Genomic DNA, 22,102 nt, shown 5'->3' with positions numbered 1-22,102 from the left:
GTGGCCGGTGCCGAGAAACACCGCCGCCTCCACCCGCCCCGCCACAGGGATCATACCAGGATGAACACCCGTCTGCTCGTCATGATCGTGCTTCAGGCTTTGTGCCTGATGTACTTCCTGCTCTCGGCGGGGACGTTCAACTCGCTGGGCATGGTGCTGCCCTCGATGGTCGAGGCGTTCGGCATGACCTGGGCGCAGGCGGGCTTCGGCTTCACCCTGCTGGGCACGGCTTGCGGGATCGTCAGCCTCGCCCCCGCGCTGACGATCCGCAAGCTCGGCATCGGGCGCACGCTGGCGGCGGGGACGGTGATCCTGTTCGTGGCCTTCTGGCTGCTCTACACCTCGACCGGCGTGATGGGCTACTATCTGGGCACCACACTGCTCGGCATCGGCTACTGCTTCTGCGGGACCGTGCCTGCCGTGCATATCCTGTCGAGCAGTTTCCGGCGCCGCTCGACGGTGCTGGGGCTCTACTTCACGATCGGCAACCTCGGCGCCGTCGCCGGGCCGCTGCTGTGGTACGGATCGCAGAGCGCCGGGTTCGACTGGCGCTTCTACTGGCTGCTCTTCGCCGTGGCTTCGGTCGTCGTGGGGGGCTTTTGCACCCTCACCGCCGGACGCCTCCACATCGCCGCGCCCGAGGAGCACGTCGCGTCCCCGGGTGCACCGGCCGAGTGGACCGTGCGCCGCGCGCTCGGGACCGTGCAGTTCTGGGTCGTCGTGCTCGCCTATACCGCGTGCCTTGCGATCAACACGACCACGCACGGTTTCGCCTACCAGCACCTGATGGAGCACGGCATCGCGCAGGATCGCGCCTCGCAGCTCATAAGTCTTGCGGCTCTGGTCTGCGCGATCGGATCGGCACTGGCGGGCATCGCGGGTGAGAAGACCAGCGCGCGGACGCTGACGATGTTCTCGCTGGGGTGCCTGGGAGTCTCCGCGGCTACGCTGGCGATGATCGACGGACCGATCTCGCTGATGCTGTGGATGGTGACGTTCGGCGGTGGGCTGGGCTTCAGCTACGTCAGCACCGTCATGCTGCTGCAGTCCTATTTCGGACAACGCGCTTCGCTGGAACTCTATTCGATCATGATGGCGGTATCTACCTCGGCCGCGATCGGCCCGGCGCTGGGCGGCGCGGTGAAGGACCAAACCGGCAGCTTCTCCGGCATCTTCCTCGGCCTTGCGGTGCTGAGTGCGGTACTGTTCTGCGCTGTCGCGATCCTGCGCAAGCCGGGCGAGCGCGGGGTGCAGGCTGTGCAGGTCGTGGCGGCGGAGTAAAGACCCATTTGTCTCGGGGAGGTGGCGCCGCCGAAGGCGGTGGCGGAGGGGGAATTGCGCGAGGTTCTCCCCCCTCCACCACCCGCTGCGCGGGCGGTTCCCCTCCCCGAGCAAGCTCGGGGAGGAATTTTAGGGGATTTCCGACCTCAAGGGCATCGACGGCGCGGCACCCCTGCGCCCTACCGAGAGCGACGCCGCAGCGTTAGCCAGTCGCAGCGCCGCTTCCAGACCCACGCCCTGATCGATGCAGGCGGCGAGCACGCCGCAGAAGCAATCCCCGGCGCCGCTGGTATCGACCACCCGCTCGGCCGGAACCGCAGGCACGAACGTCGCACTCTCCACCCCGATCGCCGCTGATCCCAGCGCGCCGAGCGTCACCACAACAGTCTGATCCGGCCGCGCCAAGAGGCGGCGTGCCACGAGCAGATCGTCGAGCGTCTCCGGCTCGCGGTCCAGCGCGAGATAGTCGGCGAACTCGGTCTGGTTGAAGATCATCATGTCCGCCATGCCGAACAGCCGCGCGCCCGCCGGGATGGCCGGAGCGGCGTTGACGATCCTGCGGACATGCGCGGCCGCATCGCTGGCGAACAGCGCGGCAATGGCATCGATATCGGTTTCCAGCTGGACGAGCAGCACCCGCGTCACCGCGTCGATCGCACCGAGCGCCACCTCGGCGCGTGCCAGGAGGTTGGCCCCGGCCTCGACCGCGATCATGTTGTCGCCGCCGGGTTCGATCAGGATCGTGGCGCGACCGCTGCCCTGCCCTGCCAGCACCTCGACATGCGCGGTATCGACGCCATCACCGCCAAGCGCCTCCAGCAGCAGGCGCCCCGCCGCATCGTCGCCGACAGCCCCCGCCATACGGGTGACCGATCCGAACCGCGCCGAGGCCACCGCCTGGTTGAGTCCCTTGCCGCCGATCGCCTGCGCGCTGTCCTCTACCAGCAGGGTCTGCCCCCAGGCGGCCTTCGCCGGCAGGCGCAGCGCTATGTCGAGATTGAGGGAACCGAAGACGGTGACGCTCATGCTGACTCCCGGATCGGCTCCCTCGCCCAATCTATCAGAACTTGTACCCGACCGAGAAGAGTGCTTGGCGCGGCGGGATGTAGGTGTCCGAGATCTGCCCGCTGCCGTAAGGATCGGTGAAGCGCGAGTTGATGCCGTTCGTGTCGAACAGGTTGGTCACCGTGGCCGAGACGCTGAAGCCGGTATCGGCGAAGGCGTAGCTGGCGAACAGGTTCACCTGCGAGTAGTCGGGTGTATCGTCCTGCCCCGGCGTGTTGAATACGCGCGACTGGAACTTGCCGCGATAGATGTACTGCGCGCGGGCGGTGAATTCGCCGGGGCCGATATCGCCGGTCCACGAGAGCGCCGCCGATCCCTGTACCGAGGGCATCTTGGGGATCTTGTTGCCGTTGATGTTCGCGCGCGCTGCCTCGCGGACATAGACCGCATTGCCGAAATTGGCGAAGAAGCCGCCGACGCCGCCATAGCCCGCCGCGACCTGTGCCGCGTCGGCAGCCGTGGCGTTGAGGGCCAGATAGTCCTCGGTGAACTTGCCGTGCAGCAGCGACAGCGAGCCCTCGAACCTCAGGTGCTGCGTGGCGTGCCAGTCCATCTCCAGTTCGGCGCCGTAGACTTCCGCCTTCGGGGCATTGCTGATGCCCTCACCGAACAGCACCGCGTCCTCCTCGAGGAACTGCAGGTCCTTGTAGAAGTAGTAGAACGCCGAGGCATTGATCTGCAGCGTATCGCCGAAGAAGCGGTTCTTGGAACCGATCTCGATCGAGTCCAAAGTCTCGGGCTTGTAGGTCGGCTTCACGCCGGTCTCCATGCCGAAGATGGTGTAGGAGCTGTTCCCGCTCGCCGCCGCGCTGTTGATGCCGCCCGGCTTGAAGCCGCGCGTGTAGCTGGCGTAGACCATGTTGCTGGGGGTCAACTGGTAGTCCAGCGCGAACTTGCCGGTCAGGCGTCCGGTGCTGGTGCCGAGGGTCGGCGCAGGCTGGAGATAGGCCCCTGAAGTCTGCCCGCTGGTACCGCCGGACATGCTGTCGCTGACGCCGCTGTACTTGTCGTGGTTGTAGCGGATGCCCGCCGTCACCGTCAGCGCGTTCGTCAGTTCGAGACTGCCTTGCGCATACCCGGCATAGGCCTCGCGGGTGATGGCCGAGAGTTCGGCATAAGTGATCGCTTTGACCAGCGGATCGCTGAACAGCGTGCCCGTGGCCAGCGGCGGGTTAAGCCCGTCGCCCTTGTTGTCGCGATATTCGTTGATGTAGTTCTTGTTCTTCGAGCGCAGGTAGACCCCGCCGACGATCCAGCGGAATGGCCCCTCGTTGTCCGAGGCGATGTTGTATTCCTGCGTCCAAGAGGCGGTGTTCTGCTGCCAGGTGGCGATGTGGTCGTAGTTGTAGAAGCCACCGCTGGCCTGCAGGAACAGTGCCGGGTTCAGCCCGTCGCCGTCCCATGACAGGTCGCTGTGCAGCTTCTGGTAGCCGGTGATCGAGCTGAACGTTGCGCCGCCCAGGTCGAACTTGACCACGCCGTAATAGAGCTGGGTGCGGATATAGGTCTTGCCCGGGAAATCCTGCGTCAGTTCGCGCGGGTCGGGATTGGGATCGAGCACGTTTTTCTGCGCGGTCGCGTTCTGGTCGCCCTTGTACTGGATGGTTGAGAGCAGCACCGAGACGCGGTCGGTCGGGGTCCACTTGACGGCCAGCTTGCCGCCCCATTCATCGGCATCGTCGAGTTCATAGCCGGGCTGCCCGGCGACATCCGTGGCCTTGGCATAGCCGTCATGGCGCAGGCGCTGCCCGGCGGCACGGATCGCCAGCGTATCGGTGATCGGCACGTTGATGGCCGCATCGGCCTTGAGCATGTTGTAGTTGCCGTAGCCAAAGTTCGCCGAGCCGGACAGCGCCGAGGCGTCGGGCTGCTTCGACACCACGTTGATGGTGCCGCCGGTCGATCCCTGCCCGTACATCGTGCCCTGCGGACCGCGCAGCACTTCGACTTGCGCGACGTCGATGAAGGCAGCGTTCGCGGCGATCGAATTGAAGATGTAGACGCCGTCGACGTGGAACGAGACACCCGGCTGGGTCGAGGGGTTCTCCGGCGTCTCCGAACCGATGCCGCGGATCGAGATCATCCGCTCGCCGCCGCCGCTCTTGGCGACGACGAGGCCCGGCACGCTGCCGTTGAGGCCGGTGACTTCGGTGATGTTCGCCTTGTTCAGCGTATCGTCGGTGACCGCCGTGACCGAAAGCGACGCCTTCTGGAGAGTGACGTTGGTGCGCTCCGCCGAGACGACGATCTCGCCGATCGGACCGCCGCCGCCCTCAGCCGCCGCCGCTGCGGTATCGGCGGCCGCGTCCGCCGCTTCGGCCCGTGCCGAAGCCGGACAAGTCGCTGCCAGCAATGCGAGGACGGAGACGCCGGTGGCGCCCATGAATCGAGCAGTCGTGGTCACAATAACCCCCATCTGTGAAGGCGCACCGCATGGGTACGCGCGTTGGCACCGCCTTTCCGCTGCCGAAGATCCCCATTCCCGAAGGGCTGCCGACCGGTATTCCGGTTCGCCCTGCACTCGTCGCTTGCGCTTTTCCCTGAACCTTTTGTCTGACCCTGCCCCCCCCCGTGAATTGTGGGGTGAGTGGGCCGCCCGTCGAAACTTCGGCGAATCACACGCCGACGCAAGCGACAACTGGCCGCGTGCGCTCGCGATCAAACGGCGGGGCATCATGCGCAAAGAACCGGCCCTCAAGGCGCCTGGGTGACGATGGCCGCAATGCGGATTGCCTCAATTCTCATGAAACCCTGTGCAGTCTGACCCGTTGCCTCTGCCAAGAGCACGGCCAGAGGGGAAGTCAATTGCCGGAATACGTTTCGTGAGCAGCAGGGTACGCCGCCTTTGCGCGGGCTTCGGCACATCATTCCTGGCCTTCGCCCTGACGGCCAATGCCCAGCCCTCCCCCGCCGATCAGTTCGGGGACCTTTTCGCCGCGGTGCAGGAAGGCCACGTCTTCGAGGACGGCAAGACGTTCGCCGACGCCGTGCCCAGGCGCGCACCCGACGCGATCATGGCGGAGTACGCGGCGAAGCCGCCGACCTCTCCGACCGACCTGCGCTATTTCGTGCTCGACAACTTCACCGTCCCCGGTGTCAACGACAAGCCGCTGCCCCCCTTGCGCGAACACATAAGGACATTGTGGCCGCAGCTTTCGCGCGACGCGGTCACGCCGCCGCCCGCAAGTTCGGCGATCGCGCTTCCGTCGCCTTACGTCGTGCCGGGCGGGCGGTTCCGTGAGATCTACTACTGGGATTCCTACTTCACGATGCTGGGCCTCGTCGCCGATGGCCGCGACGATCTGGTCGAGGGGATGATCGACGACTTCGCCAGCCTGATCGAGCGCTTCGGTCACATCCCTAACGGCACCCGCACTTACTACCTCAGCCGTTCGCAGCCGCCGTTCTTCGCTCTCATGCTGGACCTCTCGAAACAGACCGACGGCACCGTCCGCGCCCGGCGTCTCGCGGCCTTGCGCAAGGAGCATGCCTACTGGATGGCCGGCGAAAGCTGTGCCCGTGCGGCGAAAGCGTGCGAGCGGGTGGTGCGCATGCCCGACGGCAGCGTGCTCAACCGCTACTGGGATGACCGCGATACGCCGCGCGACGAATCCTTCGCAGAGGACCGCGCCACTGCCAAGGCCTCCGCACGGCCTGCCGCCGAAGTCTACCGTGACCTGCGGGCGGGCGCGGAAAGCGGGTGGGACTTCAGTTCGCGCTGGCTCTCCGACCCGCAGGACCTGGCGACCATTCGCACCACGCGGGTGGTGCCGGTCGATCTCAACGCTCTGATGTGGGCGATGGAGAAGCGTATCGAGAAAGGCTGCAAACAGGCAGGCGATCAGCCCTGCACGCGCGAATTCTTCCAGCGGGCCGCAGCGCGCAAAGGCGCCATCGACAGATACATGTGGCAGAGCCGCCAGCGGCGGTTCGCCGACTGGCTTCTCGACGAGAGCACGCCAGGCAGCGTCCAGTCGTCCGCCACGCTGTTTCCGCTCTTCGTCGGCATGGCGTCCCCCGCGCAGACCACGGCCATCGCCGCAACCACGCGGCGCGCACTTCTGGGCGAAGGCGGCATCCGAACGACGATCCTGCGCACCGGCCAACAGTGGGATGCTCCCAATGGCTGGGCGCCGCTGCAATGGGTCGCCCTGGAGGGGCTGCACCGCGGTGGGCAGGACGCTCTGGCGAAGGACGTCGCCGCGCGCTGGCTCGGCACTGTGAACTGCACATACCTGGAAACGGGCAAGATGCTGGAGAAATACGACGTGGAGGAACGCCGCGCGGGCGGCGGCGGCGAGTATCCGCTGCAGGACGGCTTCGGCTGGACAAATGGTGTCACGGCGGCAATTCTCGAACGCTATCCGGCACTTGTACCCGGCACTACGCTGCGAACTTGCGCCCCGACTTCCGGCAGTGAACAGTAACGCCGGTAGCTGCGCCGTTTCGGGACTCGCTGTTCTTTCGTACAGCTTGCAGATGTTATCGTTTACATCTATATGTGATTCATGCGTGGCCCCGAGGGGCCTTTTTGTAGCCAGGCGGTGATCTCCTCCCTCCGCCACCTGTGCCGGACAAGCGCAGAGCCTTCTCGGGTCGCAACCGCAGACGGTAAAAGAGAAACCCCGGGAGCTTCCGCACTCCCGGGGTTTCCGATTCTCAGGCCCTCAGTATCAGGACATGCCCATCCGGCGGAAATCCGGCAGTGCTCCGTCGCCGCCCGCGAAGTCGTCGAAGGCATGTTCGGTCACCCGGATGATATGCTTTTCGATGAACGGCGCACCTTCCGCCGCGCCGACCTGCGGATGCTTGAGCGCGCATTCCCATTCGAGCACGGCCCAGCCCGCGAAGTCGTACTGCGCCATCTTCGCGAAGATCGCTCCGAAATCGACCTGCCCGTCGCCGAGCGAGCGGAACCGGCCCGGGCGTTCCACCCAGCCTTGATAGCCGCCGTAGACCCCCGCCTTGGGCGAGGGACGGAACTCTGCGTCCTTCACATGGAAGCACTTCACGCGCTCGTGATAAACGTCGAGGAAGCCGACGTAGTCCATTTGCTGCAGGACCATGTGGCTGGGGTCGTAGAGGATATTGGCGCGCGGGTGATTGCCGGTTGCCTCGAGGAAACGCTCGAAAGTCACGCCGTCGTGCAGGTCCTCGCCAGGGTGCAGTTCGAAGCCGATGTCGACGCCGCATTCGTCAAAGCGGTCGAGGATCGGCTGCCAGCGGCGGGCGAGTTCGGCGAAAGCCTCGTCCACCAGCGCGGCCGGGCGCTGCGGCCATGCATAGAAGTAGGGCCACGCCAAAGCGCCCGAGAAGCTCGCCTGCGTCGTCAGGCCAAGGCGCTCGCTGGCCATTGCCGCCAGATGCATCTGGTTCACCGCCCATTCCTGCCGCGCGCCGGGATTGCCGCGCACCGCTTCGGGAGCGAAGGCGTCGAACGCCGCGTCATAGGCCGGATGGACCGCGACCAGCTGGCCCTGGATATGCGTGGACAGTTCGGTCAGCGCCAGACCATGCTGGCCAAGGATGCCCAGCACCTCGTCGCAATAGTCCTGGCTGTCCGCCGCCTTTTCAAGGTCGAACAGCCGCGCGTCGTTGCTGGGCACCTGCACGCCCTTGTAGCCGAGCGAGGCCGCCCACGCCGCGATCGAATCGAGCGAATTGAACGGCTCGTCGTTACCGGCGAACTGAGCGAGGAAGATGCCCGGCCCCTTGATGGTCTTCATGTCCTGCGAACCTCTTTATTTCCTGTCAGACCGTTTTCCGCGCCCGAAACGCACGATCCAACCGCATCGCACTGTCGCGATAGAAGGTGGCGAGCGATTCGAGGAGCCTTTCCGGGCAGTCCGCCCGCAAAGCGCTTGCGAATACGACCATAAACGACGTTTCTTTCCCGTTTGCGACGCTGGTTACGGTCGTTTAATGAAAACGATACCACCGGCTAATTACCGGGAATTCCGCCATTCGCGCAAGCCCGGCACAGCCATCGCTTGACAACATGCGAGGATTGGGCCTTTTTAAGAAAAGAAAAGGTTTACATTGGTGGCGCGCGGCGATGGCCGGTGCGCCGTCGCAGGCTGAGGTATCCATCTAAATGCTGTCGTTCGGCGTCGATCTCATCACGTTCTTCCATCCCGGTTTCTGGGGGATGGCGAATGAGCAGGAGGTCGTCACTTTCGGCCGTGAACAGCCCCGCGCCTTCTGGGACCGCATGCTCGACACGCTGGCGCAAAGCGGCGTCACCGGCATCGAACTCACCTTCTCCCCCTTCGGCCCGGAAGGCCTGATCGCCGCCTATGGTTCGATCGAAGCGGCCAGGGACGAGCTTGACCGGCGCAATCTCGCCATCGCCAGCGGCTTTTTCGCCGACGTCGCCATCGAGGGCGGCATGGGCGATGCGCAGACCGAGGCCCGTTGGCTCGACAGCGCCGAGGAATCGGCGAAGGCGCTTGCCGCCTGGGGATCCGACATCATGGTCATGGGCCTGCCCATGCGCACCAGTTGGGACGCCGAGCCGCCTGTCTTCGTCGACATGGAATTCGCCCGCAAGGCGGCGGACTTCTGCAACCGTCTCGGCGCGCTGACGCTGCGGCACGGGGTGCGCCTCGCGCTCCATACCGAGGCCCACTCCACCTTCTGTCAGCCGCGCGACATCGACCTGCTGCTGATGCTGACCGATCCGGTCTACGTCGGCTTCTGCCCTGACAGCGCACACATCCTGCTTTCGGGCGGCGATCCGGTCACCGTCGTCGCGCGCCACATCGAGCGTGTCGTCACCGCGCACTGGAAGGACGCCAAGAGCGCGATGCCGATCAACATCCCGATCGATCATGGCATCCATCACGCCCACCGCGAATATTTCTGCGCCATCGGCGAAGGCACCGTGGATTTCGACGGCTGGGCCAAGCTCATGCTATCGAAGGCCGACCAGAAGTGGGCCATCCTGGAGATCGACGCCGTGCCGGATCCTCTGACCGAAACCCGCAAGTCGCTGGCTTTCGCCGGCGAAGTGCTGGACCGTCTTTCCAACGAGACCGCTGCATGAACGGCGCACTGACCTGGCGCGAGAAGCTCAGCTACGCGCTGGGCAACTTCGGCATCAACCTGCCGTTCGGCATGACCAATGCCTACCTGCTCTACTTCTACACCGACGTCTACGGCGTCAGCGCGGGCACGGTCGCCTCGCTGTTCCTGATCGCGCGCTGCGTGGATGCCGTGTTCGACCCGATGATGGGCCTGCTGATCGACCGCACTGAAACCCGCTGGGGCAAACATCGACCGTTCCTCCTATGGCTCGCCGTACCCTTCGCGGTCTGCGGCGCCATCGTGTTCTGGGCACCGCCGCTGGAGGGCTGGCAGAAGATCGCCTTCATCTTCGCGACCTATACGCTGATGGGTATTCTCTATTCCGCCGTCAGCCTGCCGCTGAATTCCATGCTGCCGACGCTGACCCGCGATCCCAGGCAGCGCAACACTGTCAACGCCCTGCGCGAGTTCATCGGTTCCTCGGCCACGGTCGGCATCGGCTACGCCGCGCTGCCGCTGGTCAAGACTTTCAGTAATGGGGACGAGGCGCACGGTTTTCTAGTCCTCGCCGCGATCACCGGCGCGATCACGCTGGTCTGCATGCTCAACGCCTTCGCCAACACGCGCGAGCGGGTCGAGGTGGACCATTCCGTCGCCAAACTCACCACCGCGCAGTCGCTGCAAGCGACGAAGGGCAACTGGCCCTGGATCGCGACGATGCTGGTCAACTTCTTCTTCTGGATCGGCTTTACCGGCCACATCCAGTCCTTCGTCTACTTCGCGCAGAGCGTGCTGGGCGAGGCGGAGTTCACCTCCACCCTCATGCTGACGATGCTCGCCGTTCTGGTCGGCACCGGCTTTGCGGGCGTCTGCGCCAACGCTATCGGCAAGCGCATGACCGGCGCGATCGGCGCCGCGGTCGCCACCGTCTTCACCGCGATCATGCCGCTCTCCAACGACCACACCTGGCTGATCGCGACCAACTGCGTCGCCTATATCGGGCAGGGTCTGATCGGCGGTCTGCTGTTCTCGCTGATGGCCGACGCGGTGGACTACGGCGCGTGGAAATCGGGCTACCGCGCGCAGGGCTTCTTGTTCGCCGCCTCCAGCTTCGGCGTGAAACTGGGCATGAGTGTGGGCGGTGCGGCAGGCGCGTGGTTCCTCAGCCTTGCCGCCTACGACGCCAAGGCGCCCGTCACGCCCGAGGTCGTCACCGCCGTCATGGCCGGGCACGTCTGGCTGCCTGCCGCCAGCTATGTGGCGATGGGCCTCTCGCTCATCCTGTTCCGCTTCCTTCCTGCCTACAAGAACGCTTGAGAGCCCCGAGCATGCGCACTGAGTTCGATTACATCATCGTCGGCGCGGGCAGCGCCGGTTGCGTCCTCGCCGAGCGCCTGAGCGCCGATGGCAAAAGCCAGGTGCTCCTCCTCGAAGCGGGCGGCCGCAACGAGGAACTGATGGTCCGCATGCCGCGCGGCATGATCAAGATCTGGACCAAGCCCAAGTGGTACTGGCCCTTCCCCGCCGAGCAGCAGGGGACACGCCCCGCCGGCGAAACCTGGTTCTACGGCAAGGGCCTCGGCGGTTCGAGCGCGGTCAACGGCACGTGGTACTTTCGCGGCCAGCCCCGCGACTACGACGCATGGGAAGCGCAGGGCAATCCCGGCTGGAACTGGGCCGAGATCGAGCGCTGCTACGAGGAACTCGAAGACTACCACGGCAAAAGCTACGGTCGCCGTGGCAAGCGTGGCCCGCTCGAAGTCACCGAAGTGCCGGAGGGCGACCCGGTCCTGACCGGCGCGATCCTGCAGGCGGCGCGCGAGGCGGGCATTCCCGTCCTAGACGACGTCAACGCGCCGGGCACCGAAGTCGCCGGTCGCACGCAGCAGACCGTGGACCCGCGCGGTAATCGCGTCACCGCCTATACCGCCTTCCTCAAGGCCGCGGCCAAGCGCCCGAACCTAACCATCCTGACCGGCGCGCTGGTGCGCCGCGTTACGTTCGCGGGCAAGCAGGCCACCGGCGTCCTCGCCGAAATCGAGGGTAAGGATGTTGCCTTCACCGCAGGCCGCACCATCCTCACCGCAGGCGTGCTACAGAGCCCCAAGCTGCTCCAGCTTTCCGGCATCGGCCCCGCCGACGTTCTCGCCCGCCACGGCATCGATGTGGTGCATGAGAACCCGCACGTCGGCCGCAACATGAACGAGCACATGATGGTCGCCCTGTCATGGCGGCTGAACAAGGCGCGCGGCCTCAACCACGAATTCCGCGGCTGGCGCGCCTACTGGCATGGCCTGCGCTACATCCTCACCGGCAAGGGCCTCATGGCCTCGCTGCTGCCGGAAGTCTCGGTCATGGCCTCGCTGGAGGCGGACAAGGACTGGCCCGACCTGCAACTCGGCATCTCGCCCTATTCCATGGCGTCGTCCGAGGACGACAAGCCCGAGGCCGGGCGCGGACAGACCGAGGCGGTCCCCGGGATCACCGCCACCGCCTTCTGCCTGCGCCCCAATAGCCACGGCTACGTCGAACTGGCGAGCACCGACCCCGCCGCCCCGCCGCGCCTCGTGCCGAACTGGTTCGCCGCGCCCGAGGACCGCGCCACGATCCTGCGCGCGATCCACAAGGTGCGCGAGATCATGGCCCAGCCCGCCCTCGCCCCCTACATCGGCGCCGAGACCGTGCCCGGCCCCTCCGTCCAGACCGACGAGGAGATCCAGCAGGCCGCGAACTGGATGGTTTCGACCGGCCTCCACGGCACCGGCACTTGCCGCATGGGCTCGGCCGAGGCCGGTCCCAATGCAGGCGTCGTCGATGCGGGCCTTCGGGTCCATGGCGTCTCCGGCCTTTACGTGGCCGACTGCTCGGCGATGCCGACCGGCATCTCGGGCAACACCAACGGCCCGGCGATGGCCTTTGCGTGGCGCGCGGCGGAGGTGATTGCGGCGGCGTGACGAAAGTTGCGCATCGCGCAACTTCGCTTGCTCCGCCCCTCGCGGCTATGTAACGTTTACATCCAATGGCGAACATCAAGGACATCGCCCGCGTCGCGGGAGTATCGGTAGCGACAGTGTCGCGCGCGCTCAGCACCCCCTCGCTGGTGCGCCCGGCCACGATCGAGCGGATCGAGGCGGCCATCGCCGACCTCAACTACGAGCCGAACCACCTGGCCGCGGGCCTGCGCCGCCAGCGCAGCGACAACGTGATCGTCGCGGTGCCCAGCATCTACAACCCGTTCACCTCAGCCTTCGTCGAGGGGATCGAGAACGTCGCGCGCGCCAACAAGATGCGCGTGCTGCTCGGCATCACCGAGGGTGACGTCGATGCGCTCAACAAGTTCACCTCGATGATCGCGGGCAAGCAGGCCGACGGGCTCATCCTGCTGGAAAAGAACCTCCCCGACATCGTCCTCAATCCCCCGGCCAAGAGCAAGCTGCCGCCGATGGTCGCGGCTTGCGAGTATCCGCCCGACCTAAACCTGCCGCGCGTGCGCACCGACAACCATGAGGCCAGCGCCCTGATCGTCGGCCATCTGGCGGAACTGGGGCACCAGCGCATTGCCGCGATCACCGGGCCGCTCGACCAGTTCATGTCGATGGACCGTCTTTCCGGCTACAAGCTGGGCCTTTTGCGCGCGCGGATCGAGTTCGACGAAGCGCTGGTGGCGCGCGGCGATTTCTCGCTCCAGTCGGGCTACGATGCGATGGTGCGCCTGCTCGACAGCGGCGCGGAGTTCACCGCCGTCGCCTGCGCCAACGACGAGATGGCCATGGGCGCGATGAGCGCGCTGCATCAGCGCGGCATTTCCGTGCCGGACGAGATGTCGGTGGCGGGTTTCGACGACTTGCGTTTCGGCGCCTTCGCCATCCCGCCGCTGACCACGGTGCACATCCCCACGGTGGAGATCGGCGAGGCGGCGATGCGGCTGATGCTGGATTCGCTCCTGCAGCAGGACCACGAGGGACCGGCGCGCGAAGTGGTGCTTCCGCATCGCCTGATCGTGCGTCAGTCGACGGCCGCGCCAAGAAAAAAACGCAAGAAAGCCTGAATCCTCCCCCCTCCCCGTGCCAGGGAGGATGCGCGCGCGTCGTCCCTCCAACCCCGTCATCCCAGCGAAGGCTGGGACCGCTGGCCTGTTACGGCCAACTATCGTCAGCACGCCTAGCCGAGGGTTGGGTTTTACGCGGCCAGCGGTCCCAGCTTTCGCTGGGATGACGGGGGTGTGCGTGCAGTCAGCGCACACAAAAACACCCGCTGGCGAGTGCGGGCCATTACGCCGGGGAAATCAACGCATCCGAAGGTAACATCGGGTCGGCGTCGGGAGCGTCCAAGCAGGGACGCGGGGTTTTGTTTTCCGTGAAGCTCTGGCGAGCGGCCGGGTAACTCACGGTGCAGCCCGGCTCGACCTGTATTCCATCGGAAAGTCCCATGTGGCCGTCGTTAGGGTTCGCATCGTTATCGGCCGAAGGCTATCCGGGATGGCCGTCCCAAGTCCTGCCGTGTGTCGCAGGAACGTATGGACAGCTTTTCCGGTAGCGCAGAGACAGTCCGGGTCTTCGTTTGGGCGCGTGGTTTGCGTGATCACGGCTTGAAACCGCATCCCGGCCCACGACGCCGACCCGATACACCTTTCCAGCGTGATCATCGCCGGATCGGATGCCGAGCCATACAACCTATTTGGCGATAAATGTCAATCGCGCTTCCACTTCGCGCGCGACGCCGATCAATCGCCGGTCGTCATAGCGCGGCGCCACCAGCGAGACGCCGATGGGCATCCCGCCCTCACCTTTGGCCAGCGGCAGATTGACAACCGGCGCGTGCAGCAAGGTCCAGGGCTGGTTGAACCGGGGTTCCCCCGGCGAACGGCCGAGCGGAGCGATGCCCGGCGCGCTCGGCGCCAGCACGGCGTCGAGTCCGGCGATCGCCCGCTCGAACCCCACCCGTGCCGCCGCCGCACGGTCATGCGCCTCGCGCAGCCGAGCGTCGGGATATGTCGCCAGGGCATCGACCCGAAGATGGAAATCGGGATGCAGCAAGTCGGGCCGTGCGCGTGCAAGGCTCAGGAAAGCGGCCGCGCCCTCGCGGAACAGGATCGCGCGGTGATCGTCGTTGAGGTGCTCGAACTCGGGCAGCGTGGCGATCTCGACGACGTCGATCCCGGCCCCCGTCATGGCGGCGGCGATGCCGTCGAAAGCGGCTTGGCCATCGGGCGTCATTTCATCCCACCAGGGGGTGCGGAACACGCCGATGCGCAAGGTCCGGCCTTCGACGTGCGCACCGGGCGCGAAGCCGTAGATTTCGCAGACCCGGTCGATCAGGTCGAGGTCCCGCGCGTACCAGCCCACGGTATCGAGGCTATTGGCATAGGTCTTCACGCCTTCCCGGCTGATAAGGCCCCAACTTGGCTTAAAGCCATGGATGCCGCAGAAGCTGGCGGGGCGGATCGTCGAGCCGCCGGTCTGCGTCGCCAGCGCCAGCGGCACATGCCCGTCCGCCACCGCCGCCGCCGACCCGGCCGAGGAACCGCCCGGCGTGCGCGCAAAATCATGCGGATTGGCGCTGGCGGCATTGCGCCCGGCGGCGGCGAACTCGGTGGTGTCGGTCTTGCCCAGGATCACCGCGCCCGCCGCCCGCAAGGTGGCGACGCAAGGCGCGTCCTCGGCAGGCACGAAGCCGGAGAACAACGGCGAATTGTGCGTGAGCGGCATCCCCGCCACCGCGATCACGTCCTTCACACCCACGCAGATCCCGTGGAGCGGCCCCGGTTCGCCCGCATCCAGTGCCCTCGCCGCAGCCAGCGCCCCGGTATCGTCCACGTGCAGCCACGCCCGGACCTGCGCATCGCGCGCGCCGATACGCTGCAATGCAGCATGGACATTGGCCACGGCAGGGGCGTAGGGGGTCTGGACCATGGAAATTCGGCTCCCGAGCAGGCGGCGCCATAGCGCCATATCCCACGATTGTGACTTCCCGCTTGGCGCGTGTAAAGCATTACATTATGCAGTGCAGCAATGACATCCACAGCCTCAACGCATAGTGCGCCCGACCCGAGCAAAACTGGGGCGCCCTCGATCGCCTCGGTGCTGGCGACGACGACGACGATCCAGATCCTGTCGACCATGACGGCGCTGGCGCTGACCGGAATCGCCCCGCTCGTCGCCGGTGAGTTCGGGCTGGCACCGCATTACGTCGGTTACCAGATCAGCGTGATCTACGCGGCGGGCACGTTCGCCTCTGCCATGGCGGGAACACTGATCCAGCATCGCGGGCCGGTGCAGGTGGAGCAGCTTGCCCTCGCCTGCTTCGGCACCGCGCTGCTCTTGCTGACGAGCGCGAGCCCGTGGCTGGCCCTGCTGGCCTCGATGGTGATCGGCGTGGGCTATGGGGTGCAGAACCCGGCCTCGGCGCAGATACTGGGCGCGGTGACGCCGCCGCACCGGCGCTCGCTGATCTTCTCGATCAAGCAGGCTGGCGTGCCGATCGGCGGCGTGGTGGCGGCGCTGCTGATCCCGGCGCTCGCAGGATGGCTGGGCTGGCGCACGACTTTCGTGCTCGGCGCTGTGCCCTGCTTCGCGATGATCGGGGTTCTGGCGCTCAAGGGCGGGCCGGAGCGACCAGCGGCGCCTGTCACGATCTCGGTCTGGCGCGGCTTCGTCTATGAGCAGCGCCTCGTCTGGGGCAAGGCACCGCTGCGGGTGCTGGCGATGCTGGGGATGCTCTATTCCTCGATCCAGCTCTCGCTGTCGGCCTTCGCGGTGATCATGCTGGTCGAGCATCACTGGTCGATGTTCGCGGCGGGCCTTGTCGCCGGGGGCGTGCAGGCCTGCGGAGCGCTGGGCCGCGTGTCGTGGGGCGGGCTGGGCGACCGCTTCGGCGGGTTCACGGTGCTGGCGGTGATCGGCGTGGTCTCGATGGCCTGCATGATCGCGCTGTGGCGGATCGACGCATTGCCTGCGGTGGTCGCGATCGGCGTGCTGTGCCTGTTCGGCTTCTGCATGAGCGGTTGGAACGGCGTCGTCATGGCCGAATGCACGCATCACTGCGCGCCCGAGGATGCGGGCCGGGTGATCGGTGGGTCGCTGGTCTACACCTTCCTCGGCGTGATGATCGGCCCGGCGGCGATGGCGACGATCTACGGCTTTACCGGCGATTACGGGACGAGCTTCCTGCTGGTGAGCTGGGTTGCGGGCCTTGGCGCGCTGCTGGCGGGGCGGGCGGCGATGGCTTCCCGCGCCTGACGAAGCGCCTTGCTGCGGGGGCTTCGACAAGCTCAGCCTGAGCGGGCTTGAGAGGTTTACGCCCCCGCCTGCCCAACCCTTACGCTACATCCGCTCACCCTGAGCTTGTCGAAGGGTCGCAGCAGAACCTTACCGCGCAAAAAAGCCGGTCACGCGGGGGCGTGACCGGCCGAGGGTATTGGACGACCCGATGGAGAGAGAGACCGGGCCCTCAGGGTAGCGTAGATCAGGCCGCGACGAGGCGATCCTGACGGCAGGCCATCAGCGGCTGCACCTTCTCGCCGAAGTTCACGAGGCCCTGCTCGAAGTCGTCGAAGGTCAGCATGATGCCCTTGGTGCCGGGCACCGAGGCCGCTTCGTCGAGCAGCTTTGCCACGGTTTCATAAGAACCGACGAACGTGCCGATACCGAGGTTCACCGCGCCTTCCGGCAGGTTGATGTGACGCGCGGTCGAGCCTTCGCCGGCGGTCTTGTCGGCAGCGCCCTGATCGCTCATCCACGCCAGCGCATCGACGTCGGCGCCTTCGCGGTAGGACTGCCACTTGGCCATGGCCTTCTCGTCGGTCTCGTCGGCGATCACCATGCACAGGATGTAGGCGCCCACGTCGCGGCCGGTCTTGGCGGCCGCTTCGACCAGCGCCTCGACGGTCGGCGCATGCTTGGTCGGCTTGTTGAGGCCGCCCGCCGTGACGAAGTTGTAGTCGCCGTAGTTGGAGACGAACTCCATCCCGCGCGCCGACTGGCCCGCGCCGACGATCTCGATCTTGCCGGTGCTGGGCTTGGGCTGCATGTGGCAGTCTTCCATCTGGAAGTGCTCGCCCTTGAAGTCCGACTTGCCCTCGGCCCACAGGTCCTTCATCACCTGCACGTATTCGCTGGCGTAGTCGTAGCGGTGGCCGAAGTAGGCGTCGCCCGGCCACATGCCCATCTGCTCGTATTCACCCTTGGCCCAGCCGGTGACGACGTTGACGCCGAAGCGGCCCGGCGCGACGCTGTCGATCGTCACGGCCATGCGCGCGACCATCGCGGGCGGCAGGGTCAGAATAGCCGTCGAGGCGAACAGCTTGATCTTGCTGGTGACGGCGGCGAGCGCGCTCATCAGCGTGAAACTTTCCAGGTTGTAGTCCCAGAACTCGGTCTTGCCGCCGAAGCCACGCAGCTTGATCATCGACAGCGCGAAATCGAAGCCATAGCCTTCGGCCGTCTGGACCAGCTTCTTGTTCATTTCGAAGCTGGGTTTGTACTGCGGAGCGTTCTCGGAAATCAGCCAACCGTTGTTGCCGATGGGGATGAACAGACCAATATCCATTGCAGTGCTCCTGGGAGAGGGAAGTTTAAGGGAGAGGAGGCGGAGACGGTACGCGCGCGAGCCAGGAAGTCGCCTGTTCATAGGCAAACCCTCCACGCAGCAAGCATTGTTCGGAATTCGGAGCGCCGACGAGTTGCAGCGCCAGCGGCAGCCCGCGCGCGTCGAAGCCCATCGGCGTGACGAGCGCCGGGAAGCCCAGCATCGAGATCGTGCGGGTAAGCGCGGATAGCTCCGCGACCATCGCCTGCATCGCATCGCCGCCGGTTGCGCCGACCTGTTCGGCCATGGGCACCGGGAAGCGCGCGGCGGGGGTGAGCAGCAGGTCGACCTTGGCGAACGGGCCGCTCAGCATGTCGGACTGCGCGGATTTACGGCGGCCGAGCGCGGCGAGATAGGTATCGGGAGAGACCGCGGCGCCCGCCAGCAGGCGGTTGCGCACCTGGTCACCGAAATCTTCCGCCCGCTCCGCCAGGTGGCGTGCGTGGAAGGCGGCGGCTTCGGGAGCCCATATCTCGGCGGCGATCGCGGGATAGCCGGAGTGGTCGGGAATGGCGACATCGACGACTTTCGCGCCGAGGTCCGCGAAGACCTGCCGCGCGGCCGCGAAGGCAGCGGCGACTTCAGGGTGAAGGTCATCGGTGAAGTAGCTGGTCGGCACGCCGATCGTCAGACCCGAGCAGTCGGCGATGAGGCCAGCCTCGTATTCGCCGTCCACCAGAACGTCCATCAGGCGGGCCAGAGACCGGCTGGAAGTGGAGAGCGGCCCCGCCGTATCGAGCGTCTTCGACAGCGGCATCATCGCCGTGTCGGGCAGAAGGCCGTTGGTCGGCTTGAGCCCAGCCACGCCGCAGAACGCGGCCGGAAGCCGGACAGAACCGCCGGTATCCGATCCCAGCGCGCCGGTGACGATGCGCGCACCGACCGCCGCGCCCGAGCCTGACGACGAGCCGCCCGAGATCGCCTCGGCGTTCCACGGGTTGCGGCAGCGGCCGAGGTGCGCGTTGTGTCCTGTCGGCCCCATCGCGAACTCGGCCATGTGGAGGCGGCCAATGGTGATCGCGCCCGCCGCAGCCAACCGGGCCATCAGCGGTGATGTCTCGGCGGGGACGTGGCCGCGCCAGATCTTCGAGCCCGCCTCGGTGGGAATACCGGCACGGAAGAACATGTCCTTGTGCGCGAGCGGCACGCCGTGGAGCGGCCCGCGCAGCGATCCGCGCCTGCGCTGTTCATCGCAGGCCCGTGCCTGGTCGAGCGCGGCCTCGGCCTCGATCGCGACGAAGGCATTGAGCCCTCGCCAGTCCTCGGCGCGCTCCAGTGCGTCGGTGACCGCATCGACGGCGCTCAGGGCTCCGCTGGCGATCGCTTCGGCAAGTTCGACGAGATCGTGTGGCATGGCTGTCCTGTCCGCGAGGATCGCGTGTTTCGAGGCGGATGGGAAAAAGGGGCCTCCCACCCTTCGCGCTTGCGCTCGCGGAGGGTGGGAGGGAGCGCGGGACAGTCCGGAGGAGAGAAGGACCATCCCGCAGTTCCGATCAGAACGAGTAGGTCAGGCGCGCGCCGTACGTACGCGGCGGAGCGAACTGGACGAGGTAGGCGCTGGCATAGCCGGCGTTGCTGTTCGCCGTCAGGATCGTATTGTTCTCGATGTTGCGCACGTATGCGGTGATCGAGAACGGGCCGTCGTCGGGCGTGTAGGTGACCTGCGCGTCGCTCTTCCAGTAGGCGCCCTGCTGTTCGGCCGCCGTATTGTAGAACGTGAAGTAGCTCTTCGACTGGTAACGGGTCTGGACACGCGGGGTCAGGGTGCCGCCCAGCAGGTGGAAGTCATGCTGGATGCCGCCCGAAAGCGTCCATTCCGGAGCCTGCGTCAGGCGGTTGCCGGACAAGTCGCTGGCCGCCGGGCAGGAGGCCGCGGTGACGGTGCAGAATTCCGCATACTTCGCATCGAGCCACGCCACGTTGGCGTCGATGCGTGTGTCCGGGGTGACCTGCCACAGCGTTTCGAGTTCCGCACCCCAAACGCGCGCCTTGCCCGCGTTGAGGGTGTAGACGAGCGCCGTCGCCGGATCTTCCTGCTGGGTCTGCAGGTCCTTGTAGTCGTAGTAGAAGCCGCTCAGGTTGACCTGCAGCGTGTTGTTCAGGAAGCGGTTCTTGGTGCCGATCTCATAGGCGATGATCTGCTCGGGACCGAACGAGGAGTTGGTGGTGTAACCGCCCGCCTTGTAGCCCTTGTCGACCTTGGCATAGAACAGGTTGTCGGGCGTGACCTGATAGTTCGCGCCGAAGTGCCAGGTGACCTGATCGCCCGAATAGTGGTTGTCGAGGGTCGAATAGGCACCGGCGATGTCGTTGTAGCCGACCTGGTACTTGTTGTCCTTGGTGTAGCGGACGCCCGCTTCCAGCTTCAGCTTGTCGGTCAGGTCGTAACCGACCTGCGCGAAGACGGCCTTGGACTTGCTGCCCACGTCGTAGTCGAAGGTATAGAAGTTGAACGGATCGACCGCGAGCCCGTGGACCTGGAAGTAGGTCAGCAGCGCGTCGGTCTCCTTGAAGAAGTAGCCGCCGACCTGCCAGGTGAAGCCGGTCTTGTTGTTCGAGCTGAGACGCAGTTCGTAGTTCTGGTCCTTGACGTCTTCGTTCTGCTGGAAGCCGTAGTTGTAGAGCGTGCCGCCGTCCTGATCGTTGTCGCGGTTCAGCGTCGACTTCTGGAAGCCGCCGAAGAAGCTCAGGGTCGCGAAGTCCATGTCGTAGGAGATCGCGGTGCGCACGGCCTTGGTGCGGATGCGGGTATAGCCCTGGTTGTTCAGCTCGAACTTCTTCGACGAGCCGATCTCCAGCGAGCCGTCGGAATTGACGTCGGTATAGGGCACCGCCTTGATGGTCGAGCCGACGCCGTCCACGCGGGTCATCTCGCCGGTGACGAGGATCGAGAGGCGGCTGGTCGGGGTCCACAGCGCATGGACGCGGCCGCCCGTCACGTTGCCGTCGTCGCCGTCCTTGAGGCCCGGGTTGTCGCGGTAGCCTTCGTGGGTCTTGCGGGTGCCCGCGAAGCGGAAGCTCAGGGTGTCGCTGACCGGCACGGTCGCGCCGACGTCGAAGTTGAGGGTGCCGTAGTTGCCGATCTCGGCAGCGGCATCGAGCTTCCAGTCGTCGGTCGGCTTGACCGTCGCGATGTTGACCGCACCTGCCGTGGCGTTGCGGCCGTACAGCGTGCCCTGCGGGCCGCGCAGGACTTCGATGCGCTCCACGTCGAACATCGCCGCGTTGAGCGCGAAGGCGCGCTGCAGGTAGAAGTTGTCGACCGAGACGGCGACCGCCGGATCACCCGTTTCCGAGTAGTCGCGGCTGGACACGCCGCGAATGGTGATCATGGTATTGGCGTTGTTCTGGGCGATGTTGACGGTCGGCGCGATGTTGGAAAGCGCGTTGACGTCGGTGACGCCCGCCTTGGAGAGTTCCTCGCCGCTCGCGACGGTCATCGCGATCGGGGTGCTCTGCGCGCTGGTCTCACGCTTGGTCGCGGTGACGACGATCTCGCCGAGGCCCTCCGACGCGCCATCGGCCGCGGAAGCGGAGTCCGTACCCGCATTCTGGGCAAAAGCAGGCTGCGCGAAGGCTGCGGCTATGGAAAGCGCGCTGGCAGTGAACGTTAGACGCTTGAGCAAGACTGGAACTCCCTGTGACCCGTTCTGAATGATTGACGTTTTCATTAAAATGACCGATTCGCGGATGATTGCAAGCGGGTCGTTTTGGGAACGATGCAGCAATACATTCAATTCATTGTTTTATAATAATTTTTTGAAAATCTTCCGAAGGGTAACGTTTTCATTTTTGACGTAGCAAATCTACCGCTCATGAAGGTATCTACCAGAAAAACCTTGGAAATCTGCGCCACGCCCAATCACCGAACCGCGAAAACCCGATAGCGCCAGCTGTGGCGTCATACCCCGAATCACACCCTCATGGCCAAAGGTACGAGAGATCAAACGCGATGGCACTAACACGCATAAAACCAGCATGTTTAGGCCGCATCCGGCCTCTGGTCGGACAAATCGGAGCGCCATCCCGGGCGGGTTCAGAGACCCATCCGGTCGTTCATTTTTCACTCGCGTAATGTAAACGTTATCATTAGGTCTTTTGCCTTGGCGCGGTTGATTGCCTGCCCGGACTGCGTAGATCCGCC

General features: G+C 65.6%; 14 protein-coding genes. 7 read left to right on the top strand and 7 right to left on the bottom strand.

The annotated features are described in order from the left end of the window. Window positions 1–60: 60 nt before the first annotated feature. The gene (locus HWN72_RS24185; RefSeq protein ID WP_008832376.1) at window positions 61–1,281 is read left to right on the top strand and encodes a CynX/NimT family MFS transporter; all 1,221 of its coding nucleotides are present in this window, start codon (window positions 61–63) and stop codon (window positions 1,279–1,281) included. Window positions 1,282–1,410: 129 nt separating this feature from the next. On the opposite strand, the gene HWN72_RS24180 is transcribed toward HWN72_RS24185, so the two are convergent. Both HWN72_RS24180 and HWN72_RS24175 read right to left on the bottom strand, forming a co-directional pair. Next, on the bottom strand, window positions 1,411–2,307 hold the full coding sequence (locus tag HWN72_RS24180) for a ribokinase (RefSeq protein WP_008832375.1): 897 nt from the start codon (window positions 2,305–2,307) through the stop codon (window positions 1,411–1,413). 34 nt (window positions 2,308–2,341) lie between these two features. Then, window positions 2,342–4,750 carry a TonB-dependent receptor gene (locus tag HWN72_RS24175; protein ID WP_289357108.1) on the bottom strand — a complete coding sequence of 803 codons (2,409 nt, stop codon included), beginning with the start codon at window positions 4,748–4,750 and terminating at the stop codon, window positions 2,342–2,344. A gap of 418 nt (window positions 4,751–5,168) precedes the next feature. Here HWN72_RS24175 and treF point away from each other — a divergent pair, with 418 nt between their 5' ends. After that, window positions 5,169–6,773 carry an alpha,alpha-trehalase TreF gene (gene treF / locus HWN72_RS24170; RefSeq protein WP_008832373.1) on the top strand — a complete coding sequence of 535 codons (1,605 nt, stop codon included), beginning with the start codon at window positions 5,169–5,171 and terminating at the stop codon, window positions 6,771–6,773. A gap of 246 nt (window positions 6,774–7,019) precedes the next feature. Here treF and HWN72_RS24165 read toward each other — a convergent pair whose 3' ends face one another. Next, on the bottom strand, window positions 7,020–8,072 hold the full coding sequence (locus tag HWN72_RS24165; RefSeq protein ID WP_211151593.1) for a sugar phosphate isomerase/epimerase: 1,053 nt from the start codon (window positions 8,070–8,072) through the stop codon (window positions 7,020–7,022). Between the two features lie 368 nt (window positions 8,073–8,440). On the opposite strand from HWN72_RS24165, the gene HWN72_RS24160 reads away from it, so the two are divergent. The 4 genes from HWN72_RS24160 (at window position 8,441) to HWN72_RS24145 (ending at window position 13,420) form a co-directional block, all read left to right on the top strand. Beyond that, window positions 8,441–9,391 (top strand): sugar phosphate isomerase/epimerase, encoded by a 951-nt coding sequence (locus HWN72_RS24160; RefSeq protein ID WP_008832371.1) that lies wholly within the window; start codon window positions 8,441–8,443, stop codon window positions 9,389–9,391. Beyond that, window positions 9,388–10,689: an MFS transporter gene (locus tag HWN72_RS24155; protein WP_008832370.1), complete on the top strand. Its 1,302-nt coding sequence runs from the start codon at window positions 9,388–9,390 to the stop codon at window positions 10,687–10,689. Before HWN72_RS24160 ends, HWN72_RS24155 begins: the two co-directional genes overlap by 4 nt. An 11-nt stretch (window positions 10,690–10,700) precedes the next feature. Next, window positions 10,701–12,326, top strand: a complete 1,626-nt coding sequence (locus tag HWN72_RS24150) for a GMC family oxidoreductase (protein ID WP_008832369.1) — start codon at window positions 10,701–10,703, stop codon at window positions 12,324–12,326. Between the two features lie 65 nt (window positions 12,327–12,391). Next, the gene (locus HWN72_RS24145) at window positions 12,392–13,420 is read left to right on the top strand and encodes a LacI family DNA-binding transcriptional regulator (RefSeq protein ID WP_008832368.1); all 1,029 of its coding nucleotides are present in this window, start codon (window positions 12,392–12,394) and stop codon (window positions 13,418–13,420) included. Between the two features lie 625 nt (window positions 13,421–14,045). Here HWN72_RS24145 and HWN72_RS24140 read toward each other — a convergent pair. Next, window positions 14,046–15,284 carry an amidase gene (locus HWN72_RS24140; RefSeq protein WP_197524484.1) on the bottom strand — a complete coding sequence of 413 codons (1,239 nt, stop codon included), beginning with the start codon at window positions 15,282–15,284 and terminating at the stop codon, window positions 14,046–14,048. 99 nt (window positions 15,285–15,383) lie between these two features. Here HWN72_RS24140 and HWN72_RS24135 point away from each other — a divergent pair, with 99 nt between their 5' ends. After that, window positions 15,384–16,610 carry an MFS transporter gene (locus HWN72_RS24135; protein ID WP_069709370.1) on the top strand — a complete coding sequence of 409 codons (1,227 nt, stop codon included), beginning with the start codon at window positions 15,384–15,386 and terminating at the stop codon, window positions 16,608–16,610. Window positions 16,611–16,836: 226 nt separating this feature from the next. Here the strand turns inward: HWN72_RS24135 and rutA are convergent, their stop codons facing one another. The 3 genes from rutA to HWN72_RS24120 all read right to left on the bottom strand — a co-directional run bounded on the left by rutA (window position 16,837) and on the right by HWN72_RS24120 (window position 21,584). Next, the gene (gene rutA, locus HWN72_RS24130) at window positions 16,837–17,919 is read right to left on the bottom strand and encodes a pyrimidine utilization protein A (protein WP_008831654.1); all 1,083 of its coding nucleotides are present in this window, start codon (window positions 17,917–17,919) and stop codon (window positions 16,837–16,839) included. Window positions 17,920–17,944: 25 nt separating this feature from the next. Continuing rightward, complete coding sequence (locus HWN72_RS24125; RefSeq protein WP_008831653.1) at window positions 17,945–19,312, bottom strand: amidase; 1,368 nt, start codon at window positions 19,310–19,312, stop codon at window positions 17,945–17,947. A 139-nt stretch (window positions 19,313–19,451) separates the two neighbouring features. After that, window positions 19,452–21,584: a TonB-dependent receptor gene (locus HWN72_RS24120; protein WP_008831652.1), complete on the bottom strand. Its 2,133-nt coding sequence runs from the start codon at window positions 21,582–21,584 to the stop codon at window positions 19,452–19,454. Between the last annotated feature and the right edge of the window lie 518 nt (window positions 21,585–22,102).

This window comes from Novosphingobium sp. HR1a, assembly GCF_015594425.1.
Taxonomy (GTDB): Bacteria; Pseudomonadota; Alphaproteobacteria; order Sphingomonadales; family Sphingomonadaceae; genus Novosphingobium; species Novosphingobium resinovorum_A.
The sequence above is the reverse complement of the archived record's forward strand: the minus strand, read 5'-3'. Positions and strand labels throughout refer to the sequence as shown.

What these genes read in the sequence shown, in the direction of transcription:
- HWN72_RS24180 (WP_008832375.1), bottom strand. Translation starts at nt 2,307, where the DNA reads ATGAGCGTCACCGTCTTCGGTTCCCTCAATCTCGACATAGCGCTGCGC.
- HWN72_RS24125 (WP_008831653.1), bottom strand. Translation starts at nt 19,312, where the DNA reads ATGCCACACGATCTCGTCGAACTTGCCGAAGCGATCGCCAGCGGAGCC.
- HWN72_RS24185 (WP_008832376.1), top strand. Translation starts at nt 61, where the DNA reads ATGAACACCCGTCTGCTCGTCATGATCGTGCTTCAGGCTTTGTGCCTG.
- HWN72_RS24135 (WP_069709370.1), top strand. Translation starts at nt 15,384, where the DNA reads ATGACATCCACAGCCTCAACGCATAGTGCGCCCGACCCGAGCAAAACT.
- HWN72_RS24145 (WP_008832368.1), top strand. Translation starts at nt 12,392, where the DNA reads ATGGCGAACATCAAGGACATCGCCCGCGTCGCGGGAGTATCGGTAGCG.
- HWN72_RS24160 (WP_008832371.1), top strand. Translation starts at nt 8,441, where the DNA reads ATGCTGTCGTTCGGCGTCGATCTCATCACGTTCTTCCATCCCGGTTTC.
- rutA (WP_008831654.1), bottom strand. Translation starts at nt 17,919, where the DNA reads ATGGATATTGGTCTGTTCATCCCCATCGGCAACAACGGTTGGCTGATT.
- HWN72_RS24140 (WP_197524484.1), bottom strand. Translation starts at nt 15,284, where the DNA reads ATGGTCCAGACCCCCTACGCCCCTGCCGTGGCCAATGTCCATGCTGCA.
- HWN72_RS24150 (WP_008832369.1), top strand. Translation starts at nt 10,701, where the DNA reads ATGCGCACTGAGTTCGATTACATCATCGTCGGCGCGGGCAGCGCCGGT.
- HWN72_RS24155 (WP_008832370.1), top strand. Translation starts at nt 9,388, where the DNA reads ATGAACGGCGCACTGACCTGGCGCGAGAAGCTCAGCTACGCGCTGGGC.
- HWN72_RS24165 (WP_211151593.1), bottom strand. Translation starts at nt 8,072, where the DNA reads ATGAAGACCATCAAGGGGCCGGGCATCTTCCTCGCTCAGTTCGCCGGT.